General features: G+C 40.1%; 8 protein-coding genes. 6 read left to right on the forward strand and 2 right to left on the reverse strand.

Features of this window, described 5'->3' with window-relative positions; all coding sequences use genetic code 11:
• Positions 1–31: 31 nt before the first annotated feature.
• Positions 32–985, reverse strand: coding sequence for a tetratricopeptide repeat protein (locus AWW68_RS20090; RefSeq protein ID WP_068220727.1), 954 nt, complete (start codon positions 983–985; stop codon positions 32–34).
• Positions 982–1950 (reverse strand): vWA domain-containing protein, encoded by a 969-nt coding sequence (locus tag AWW68_RS10875; protein WP_068220730.1) that lies wholly within the window; start codon positions 1948–1950, stop codon positions 982–984. The genes AWW68_RS20090 and AWW68_RS10875 overlap by 4 nt, the downstream gene beginning before the upstream one ends.
• 202 nt (positions 1951–2152) lie before the next feature.
• On the opposite strand from AWW68_RS10875, the gene AWW68_RS10880 reads away from it, so the two are divergent.
• The 6 genes from AWW68_RS10880 (at position 2153) to AWW68_RS10905 (ending at position 9328) form a co-directional block, all read left to right on the forward strand.
• Positions 2153–2674 carry a fibrobacter succinogenes major paralogous domain-containing protein gene (locus AWW68_RS10880; RefSeq protein ID WP_068220731.1) on the forward strand — a complete coding sequence of 174 codons (522 nt, stop codon included), beginning with the start codon at positions 2153–2155 and terminating at the stop codon, positions 2672–2674.
• Positions 2675–2792: 118 nt separating this feature from the next.
• Positions 2793–5165 (forward strand): PAS domain S-box protein, encoded by a 2373-nt coding sequence (locus tag AWW68_RS10885; RefSeq protein ID WP_068220734.1) that lies wholly within the window; start codon positions 2793–2795, stop codon positions 5163–5165.
• A complete protein-coding gene (locus AWW68_RS10890; RefSeq protein WP_068220739.1) occupies positions 5158–5811 on the forward strand; it encodes a response regulator in 654 nt (217 codons plus the stop codon). The genes AWW68_RS10885 and AWW68_RS10890 overlap by 8 nt, the downstream gene beginning before the upstream one ends.
• Before the next feature lie 79 nt (positions 5812–5890).
• Positions 5891–6148 carry a hypothetical protein gene (locus tag AWW68_RS10895; protein ID WP_068220742.1) on the forward strand — a complete coding sequence of 86 codons (258 nt, stop codon included), beginning with the start codon at positions 5891–5893 and terminating at the stop codon, positions 6146–6148.
• A 306-nt stretch (positions 6149–6454) separates the two neighbouring features.
• Positions 6455–7594: a PD-(D/E)XK nuclease family protein gene (locus tag AWW68_RS10900; RefSeq protein WP_157717615.1), complete on the forward strand. Its 1140-nt coding sequence runs from the start codon at positions 6455–6457 to the stop codon at positions 7592–7594.
• Positions 7595–7666: 72 nt separating this feature from the next.
• Positions 7667–9328 (forward strand): type I restriction-modification system subunit M, encoded by a 1662-nt coding sequence (locus AWW68_RS10905; RefSeq protein ID WP_068220749.1) that lies wholly within the window; start codon positions 7667–7669, stop codon positions 9326–9328.
• Positions 9329–9347 lie beyond the last annotated feature (19 nt).

Genomic DNA, 9347 nt, shown 5'->3' on the forward strand with positions numbered 1-9347 from the left:
CGTATCCATCTTCCAACCTTTTGCTAATAAATCACCAATCTGGTTTGCTAGAATCTTTCTTCTGTGATGCCTTGCGCTTTTTCTGCTGAACGTACTGCACCTCATTATTTTTCATAGCCTCAAGAATCATTTGCGCTTTCTCAAGCGGTATGTTCATTTCTTTGAGCTTCTCCATCAGCTTTTCCATAGGGTCTTCCTTTTGTTCGCCCTCTTGCTGTTCTTGTTCCTGCTGTTGCTGCTCGTTTTTTTGCTCTTGATCTTGCTGCTGTTCTTGATCGTTTTGTTGTTGCTGCTCCTGATCTTGTTGTTGTTCTTGATCTTTTTGCTGCTGCTGTTGATCTTGCTGTTGCTGGTCTTCGTTCTGTTGATCTTGTTGTTGCTGCTGATCTTGATTCTGTTCCTGATTTTGCTGCTCTTGCTCTTGTTGCTGCTGAATCAGTTTTTTTAGCAATTCATAATTATATCTGGCTTGTTCGTTGGTAGGGTTTTTCAAGAGCGCCTTTTTAAAGTTGCCCAGTGCACCCTGCATAAACGATTCCTTTTCATCTGGCGATTGCTCACTCATTTTATAGGAGATAATTCCTAACTGATTATGTGCTGAAGAAGCCAGACTGTTGTCGTTTGAAGCACTTACCGCTTTGTAGTTCTTCTCGGCAAGGTCAAAATATCGAAGATCATCACTGATGGCATTTAGCTGAGAGCTATCCTGAACTTTAGTCTTTCCGCTGCTAATGTCGCTTAGTAAGCCCATGTTTTCACCACCGTACGAAATAATGTAGGCAGCATTCGCTAAGTTGAGTCTTGCTTTGTCATCCTCAACCTGCATAGAGTCTAACAAGAGCTGGTAAGCCTGAACAGCGTCTGCATAGTTTTCTGCCTCATACGCAGATTCTGCGGTTCTCTTTAGCTTGTTGGACTTGGCAATTTTAGTTACCGGGTCTGTGATACTCGCTATTAAGATTAATACACCAATTAGGTACTTCATATTCTTAAAGTCTTTCTTCTTATTAAAGCATCTAACGCTAGTAGCACAATGGCACCTAGCAGAAAGAAGTAAAATTTATTGGCTGAAGCGTCTATTGTTCTGGCGTCTCTTACTTCGCCCTCTACTTCGTTTATGGCTCTTATTAGGCGCTCAACATCATTTTGGTTTTCATTAATCTCAAAGTATTTACCGCCTGTATCTACTGCCAGTTTCCTTAACGATTTGCTATTGAGCTTTGTTACTACCTCCTGACCTTCTCTGTCTCTTTTAAACCCATTAGCTTGTCTTATTTTAGAACCTGTTTCGGTACCGACACCTAAAGCAAACAACTGAATACCACTTTTTACAATTTGTTCTGCGGCCTCTTGAGTTTCATCTCCAAAATCTTCACCATCACTAATCATTAATACAATTTTGGCTTTTTGCTGAGTAATGGGAGATTCAGTTTCATCTAGTTTATCGAAAGCCATGCTTAGCGGAGCACCAAAGTCGGTTCCAGCATTCGGTACAAGGCTTGTGTTAAGTGTGCTTATAAAAAGGCTCAGGGCGCTTTGGTCGTAGGTAAGAGGGCACTGAACGAATGCCTCTGAGCTAAAAATGATGAGTCCGATACGGTCTGAGCTAAAAGCTTCGACAATGTTCTTTAGTTCAAACTTGATCTTTTCTAATCGAGTAGGTTGAATGTCGAAGGCATTCATAGATTGCGAAAGGTCTACTGCTATGTAAATGTCCTTGCCCTCAGATTTAACCTCTTTGGTGGTTTCTCCGAATGATGGGCCAAGAAGTGCTACAATTAGAAAGGCAAGAGCTAAGCTTCTTATTAGTATTTTAAAAATTAAAGGCCTAAAAGTGGTGTTCATTCTTTTGGCCACTACCAATAAACGTGAAATGTAAATGGCGTAGGCCACCAAAAACACTCCTATAATAACTAACTCTGTTGTACCTATACTTTTAAACCAAGTCATTTTCTATCGCAAAGTTCAAATATAATTAAGTAATGGAAGTATGTAATGCCATTCATCAACTGCTACGGAAAATCAAGCGTTAAAGATTGTTAAGCTCCATGAAAGTATTCGTCTAAGAGAATTACCTATTTCTATCGGTGCAGAGAATTACCAATAGTCAGACAGTATTGAAGTCACATCTTTGAAATGTAAATCAAGAACGATGAAAACTCTCAAGTCACTATTCGCTTTTATTCTTTCGGTACCATTGCTCTATATGCCTATTGAGCTGGCACTATCTAATAAGAGTTCGAATGCTGATGTATTGGCAGAAGAAGCTGAATTTACTACAGCTACTTTTGGGACTGCCGAGTGGATGACTAGCAACTTAGCTAATGTTACAGAGCTTACTGCCGATGAGTTGTTGACTTATGAAGAAGTTGAATCGCTAAAGCCAGAAGGCTGGAATTTACCAACAAGCTCAGATATGAAAGCATTGCTTTCAAATATGGGTTTTGAAGCTGCACCAGGAGTAATACCTTCTAGTTACTATGATTTTAACTGGGAATATGATGGGTATGTAGATCCGATTATTGGAGAATCTTCAATGGGAGAGAAAATGTTCCTCTGGTTGAAAGATGACGGTGCTCACAATTATGTAGTAATAGACAAAGATCAGCTGAGTTATAGAATGGGTAAAACATTGGCCAGTTCACAATTATCAGCAAGACTTATAAGAAAGTAGTATACACATCTAGTGTTTAGGTCAAAAAAGGCTTTCCAGACGGGAAAGCCTTTTTGTTTGCCTCTCATTTAGATGGGCATTTTGAAATTCTTATATTGGTAATAGCAGTATTATCAATATGAAGAACCAAAAAGGAATAGATAACTTCCTTTTAGGCATAGCCGAAGCAACCAACGCACTAATCTCCCTTAATTTGGAAGAGGGTACTGCTATTGCCTTAAAAACTCTCTGCGATAATTTGGAGGTTACCTCTACTTGCTTATATCGGACTCACAAAGCAGATAATGGAGAGTTGTTGATGTCGCTCAATGCTTTTAGTTCAAATGCCCCCCAAAAGCATAGAATTCCCAATAATCAAGATGTCGCTTTTCAATACTATGGTAATTTATATGAGACCCTGCTTTCGGGTCTTCCATTCTTAACCACATACACTCAAGCTCCTGTTTTGCTTAAAAACCATATGGCCGTAGATGGTACAAAGGCCGTTGGTTTATTCCCCATTTTAGTAGAGAATGAACTATGGGGAGCGCTTTCTCTTTCTAATATGGAGAAAGAAAATATTTGGACCGAATCAGAAACCAAGCTACTTCTTTCGTTAGCAAATTCTATTGGTGCTGCAGTAGAGAGAGAAAATTTGGAGATGGGGTTAGAAGAAAAGGTGAAGCAGCGAACTGCCGAACTAGAGGATAGCAAGCTACGGTTTCAATTGGCGGTTGAGGGTACTCAGAATGGAATATGGGATTGGGAGCCTCAAAGCGATAAAATTTTCTGGTCGGAAAAAATGTATGCCAATTTAGGCTACGAGCAGGGTGAGCTCTCTGACTTGATTGACGGATTTTATGATCTCATTCATCCTGATGAGCGAGAAGAGGCTAGGAGAAGGTTCGATGATTACCTAAATAATCGAGTGCCATACATTATGGAGTTTAGACTCCTGAAAAAGAATGGAGATTATCATTGGTTCAAAGCTACTTGCAAAGCTGTTTGGGATGAGCACGGAAGGCCACTTAGAGTGGTTGGGAGCCATGCAGATATTCATGAAAGAAAAATTTACTCCCAGCAATTGGCTGAGCAAGAAGAGCGGTTTAGGGCGGTGGTCAGGGACGATCCAAATGCTCTATTTCTGATCAACCAGCAAGATGAAATACTGCTGCACAGCAATAAGTCTATAGAAGTGTTTGGGTATTCTCACACTGAGTTGAAGGGTATGAAGCTGGAAGAGTTGCTCCCCTTGGATAAGCGTAAGGAGTACACTGACTTTATGCAGTCATTTTTTGAGAAACCTTATACATATTCTCCAGAAAGAGACTTGAACTTAAAGGGGAGGCGAAAAGATGGTCATTTGTTTTTTATAGATGTAGGTCTGAGTCCTGTGAGTCTAGAGGGGGAAACACTTGTAATGGCTATTGTTACAGACATTACGGAGCAAAAGGAGGCGGAAGTAAAGCTTCAGCAGAGTTATAGGCAAATCAATAATCTGATTAGCAATATGCCCGGAATTGTTTATCAGTGCCGCAATGACCTACATTGGACAATGGATTATATAAGCCCGGCCTGTGAGCAAATTACTGGGTTTAAACAGGCCGAGTTTTATGGTTCTCCGAGTGATGTTAGGTATGGAGAGCTGATAGTGCCAGAAGAGCGAGACGAGGTTTGGAATCAGGTACAAGAGAGTGTTTCAAGAAAGGCGCCATTCAGGGTTACCTATAGAATAAAAGCTAAGGATGGTACTCAAAAATGGATGTGGGAGCAAGGTGTTGGGGTTTTTGATGCCAAAGGAGAAAATATAGGCTTAGAAGGCTGTGTTTTTGATATCAGTCCGATTATACGAAACCAAGAAAGGCTCAGTCAGGCTATTTATGCTGCAGAAAACAGAGAGAGGGCACGTATTGCTTCAGATTTACACGATAGTGTTCAGCAAATACTTGGGGCTAGTTCTCTCAATCTCAAGAATATAGAAGAAGAGGTAAAGAAGTTGTCTAAGTCGGCACAAGAACATTATCGAAAGAGTTTGCAATATTTGCAGCAAGGTATTCAAGAGAGTAGAAATATTGCACATCAAATAATGCCTTATGAAGTAGACCAACTAGGCCTTAACCAAGCCATTCAACAGTTGCTAGATGAGTTAAAAGAAAATTTAGGAATTGAGATCAGTTATTATGACAACCTCAAAGAAAAGCCAAGTAAGGAGATAGAGCTGAGTTTCTACAGAATTATTCAAGAAGCATTCAATAACATTTCAAAATACTCAAAAGCCACTAAGGTGAGTGTGCAATTAATCTCTAACGAAAATGAATTTCAAATGATGATTGAAGACAATGGAGTTGGCTTTGACAAGAATAAAATTGATCTTTATAGACAAGGTTTTGGACTTACTGTCATGAAAAATAGAATTGTTGCGTTATCTGGTCAATTAACAGTCGACTCACGTCCGGGTCGAGGAACATGTTTAGTGGTTTGGTTGCCAAGGGAGGCAGGTGCACATGAATAAGCCAGTAAGCCTATTTATTGTAGATGACCACCCGCTGATTGTAGATGGGTTGAATGCCTACATCAATAAGTCATCTGATTTTGAAGTTGTTGGTACTGCTTCTTCGGGCAAAGAGGCATTAACCAAACTTAAAGAGGTATCTGCCGATATTGTGATGACCGACATTCAAATGCCAGGAATTTCCGGTATAGAGCTTACGGAGCAGCTCAAGAAGCAAAGGTCAGATCAGAAGATTATTGTGTTGACAATGTTTGGCGATGCGCCTTATATTAAGAAACTGTTGCAGCTCGGGGTAGATGGTTACGTGCTTAAAGATATAGATAGGACAGAGCTATATAATGCCCTAAATACCGTTGCCAATGGAGGGCATTTTTACTCAAAAGAGATTACCGAGGTAATGATGAATAAGCTGCGCGGAGTAGACCAAAAGTTGCCTGTTGGTGCAGCAGACCTTACCGATAGGGAAAAAGAAATACTCGCTTTAATTCTAGCTCAAAAAAGCAATCAAGAGATTGCAGAAGAGCTGTTCATTAGTGGCCGAACTGTCGAAGCCCATAAGAGGAATATGCTTTCCAAGACTGGAAGTAAGAATGTTGCCGGCCTGGTAATATTTGCATTAGAGAATCAGATTTTTACCCATTTGTAAGAATATAGGTGTAACACCTAATTTTTAGATTACGTGTTTCTCGAATGTTTACTGAAATCCACTCTGCTAATTTTGCTGCGTGATTGAGGAGGGGGAACGCGTGAAGTTGAATCATAATGATGATCGGGCTGAAGGTGATGATGCTCTACCAGAGATTACAAAGTTAACAGAGCAACTCCTTTTCACCTGGGGGCAATTAAAAGAGCAAGCTCAAGCTATGGGCTCAGCTCCTTTTAAAATTGCAAAGCATCAGGACGTGTTAGACGAAATGATGAGCGATGCTAAAAAGATGGATTTGGTTTTACTAGATCTTAAAAAAGCAATTGAAGCACTTTAATAAGCGTGATGTTGTGTGTTGAATGAGAAGTTGGTTGAGGAGTTTTAAAAGTGCGTAAGGCTGTCCGAAAGGGCGGCCTTTTTGTTGTTTTAGAGTTAGTGTCTTATTTAAATACTTCTGAAAAATCTTTATTGCTTAGTATTCTGCAAAGCCGTAGTTTCAAATCTTTTCAAAACTACCCATGTCAGAAGACCAGAAAAAACAGATACAACAACAGCTTTGGAACAGTACCAATGAACTAAGAGGCAAGATGGATGCCGAGGATTTTCGGTAAAAGAACAAGTTGCCAAAGAACAAATGAAGCTAATGATTGAGAGTGATTTAAAATCTTTAGAGCAATTCCTTAAAAAGCCACTTCCTGAAATTCCTGAAGAGGTTTGGACCTTCTTAGATATCGCAGGATTCCCACATTATGAAAATGTCATTTCAAACATTTACGCCTATTACTTTGATAAAGAACGCTCTCATGGATTCAAAGATTTATACTTGAGAGCACTTTTTTCTGCAATCGAAAAGAAGGCAAGAAATACCAGTTTTAAACCTAAGTTGAAGTATCTCGCAGATTGGAATGAATGGGAGGTTTATCGAGAAGAGCCAGTCAAGAAACAGCGCATTGACATATTATTAAAAGAGATCGGTGGTAATGAAGAGTCTTATGTGATTGTAGAAAACAAGATGTTTCATTACTTGAATAATGATTTAGATACATACTGGTCAATAGATAAGACAAATAGAAAAGTTGGTGTCGTTTTAAGTCTATTTGAAGAAAAGCCAAAGCACAACGGTTTTATAAATATCACGCATTCTGAGTTTTTCGAAGAAGTAAAGAACCTTCAGGGTCAATATTTAGAATTTTCACAGAGCAGAGATGTTTTCATTTTAAAAGACTTGCTCCTCAATATAAACTATCAAATTATGAATCAACGTCATGAACCTGGGTTACTGAAGTTTTACGCTGAGCATAAGGAAAAGATAAATGAAGTTGTCGAGCTTCATTTTAGGGTAAAAGAAGCCTTTATGAACGAGGTCAATAATATAGGTGAATCTAGAGGCTTTGAGATACTCTCAAAAAGGTCAAAAGATTATAGAGAGTATAGCATTGGTACATCAAAAAGGTCGAAAATTAAAAATATAGGTCTTCAAATCTATTTCAATGAAGAATTAGAAAATGAGCATTTTTCAATTTACATCTTCTTATATGGTAAATTAAAGACTGAGTACAAATCAATTCTTTCGAAAAGAAAAACCGCAAAATTGAAGTCTTTTGAATCGTTTTTGAGTAAGAAAAAAATATCACTGTATTCTGAGGAAGGGAGAAATTGGATTGGAGTCGCAACTAAAAATTATGACTTGAACCATATTGACTTTGACCTTGATAAACTAGATGGTCTAGTAGAACAATGGCTTGAAGTTATTGAAGAACTAAAAGAGCTTTTGTCTTCCTAGAAACGAATGTTGATTTCAAGTAATCATTAAAGAAGTACTAGTTATACCATAAATATTAACCTGTCATCACAAATGTCAGAAGACCAGAAAAAACAGATACAACAACATCTTTGGAATATTGCCAATGAACTACGAGGCAAGATGGATGCCGATGAGTTCAAAGACTATATGTTGGGCTTTATCTTCTATAAGTACCTCTCTGAAAAGATGTACCTCTTTGCCAATGAGCAACTCAAAGAAGATGGGCTCCAATATGAGCAACTCATTGAAGGAACAACAGATGGCGATGAAATGCTTGAGTTCCTGCAAGAGGAGGCTTTGGAAGGCATTGGTTACTTCCTCAAGCCTTCACAGTTGTTCAGCACCATTGCCAATAAAGGAGCAAGCAAAGCCGAGGAGGGCGATAGCAGCTTTATCCTCGAAGAGCTCACACAGATCCTCAACTACATTGAGCAGAGTACCATGGGTACAGAGTCTGAGGACGACTTTAATAAGCTTTTTGAAGACCTCGACTTGACCTCCACCAAATTAGGTAGAACAGAGAAAGCCAAGAACGACTTGATCGTAAAGGTACTTGGCCATTTAGATAGAATAGACTTTAAGTTGGAAGACAGCGAGTCTGACGTATTGGGTGATGCCTATGAATACCTCATTGGGCAGTTTGCTTCTGGAGCAGGGAAGAAGGCAGGGGAGTTCTATACCCCTCAAGAGGTTTCTACCATCTTGGCCCGACTGGTGACTACCGGAAAGAAAAGACTCAAATCTGTATATGATCCTACTTGTGGTAGCGGTTCGCTTCTATTGCGTGTAGCCAAAGAGGTGGAGGAAGTAGGCCACTTCTATGGTCAGGAGATGAACCGCACCACTTATAATTTGGCGAGGATGAACATGATCCTCCACGATGTACACTTTGCGCATTTTGATATCAGGCAAGAAGACACTTTAGAACATCCGCAACACACCGACCTTCAGTTTGAGGCGGTAGTGGCTAATCCGCCCTTCTCTGCTAAGTGGTCTGCGAGTAGCTTGCACATGACGGACGACCGCTTTAGTCAATATGGTAAGCTAGCACCGAGCTCTAAGGCCGATTTTGCCTTTGTACAGCACATGCTCTATCAACTGCATGAAAATGGCACCATGGCCTGTGTATTGCCTCATGGTGTATTGTTTAGAGGGGCGGCCGAAGGACATATCAGAAAGTATTTGATAGAAGACCGCAATTGGTTGGATGCCGTGATCGGCTTACCCGCCAATATCTTTTATGGTACCTCTATCCCCACGAGTATTCTGGTGTTTAAGAAGTGCAAGGAACATCCTGAGCAGGTCTTGTTTATAGATGCTAGCCAACACTTTGAAAAGGCCAAGAACCAGAACTACCTCCGCCCGCAAGACATCGATAAGATCATTAATACCTACCGCAATTATAACGCTGGCACCTACTCTCCCCCTGATTCAGGGGGAGTGGCCGAAGGCCGAGGGGGTCAAGGGGGTCAAGGTTACGTAGTTGAAGACAAGTATGCTTACATCGCCACACTAGACGAGATCAAAGAGAATGACTACAACCTCAATATCCCACGCTATGTGGACACCTTTGAAGAGGAAGAACCCATTGACTTACAAGCCGTAAGCAAAGAGTTAAGCGACTTAGAAGAGCAGATGGGTGCTCTTGACCAAAAAATAGCGAACTACTGTGCTGAATTAGGAATTGACTCGCCAGTATCGTCAGAATCATGATTCACAAGATGTTAGGATG

Source organism: Roseivirga spongicola (assembly GCF_001592965.1).
Lineage (GTDB): Bacteria > Bacteroidota > Bacteroidia > Cytophagales > Cyclobacteriaceae > Roseivirga > Roseivirga spongicola.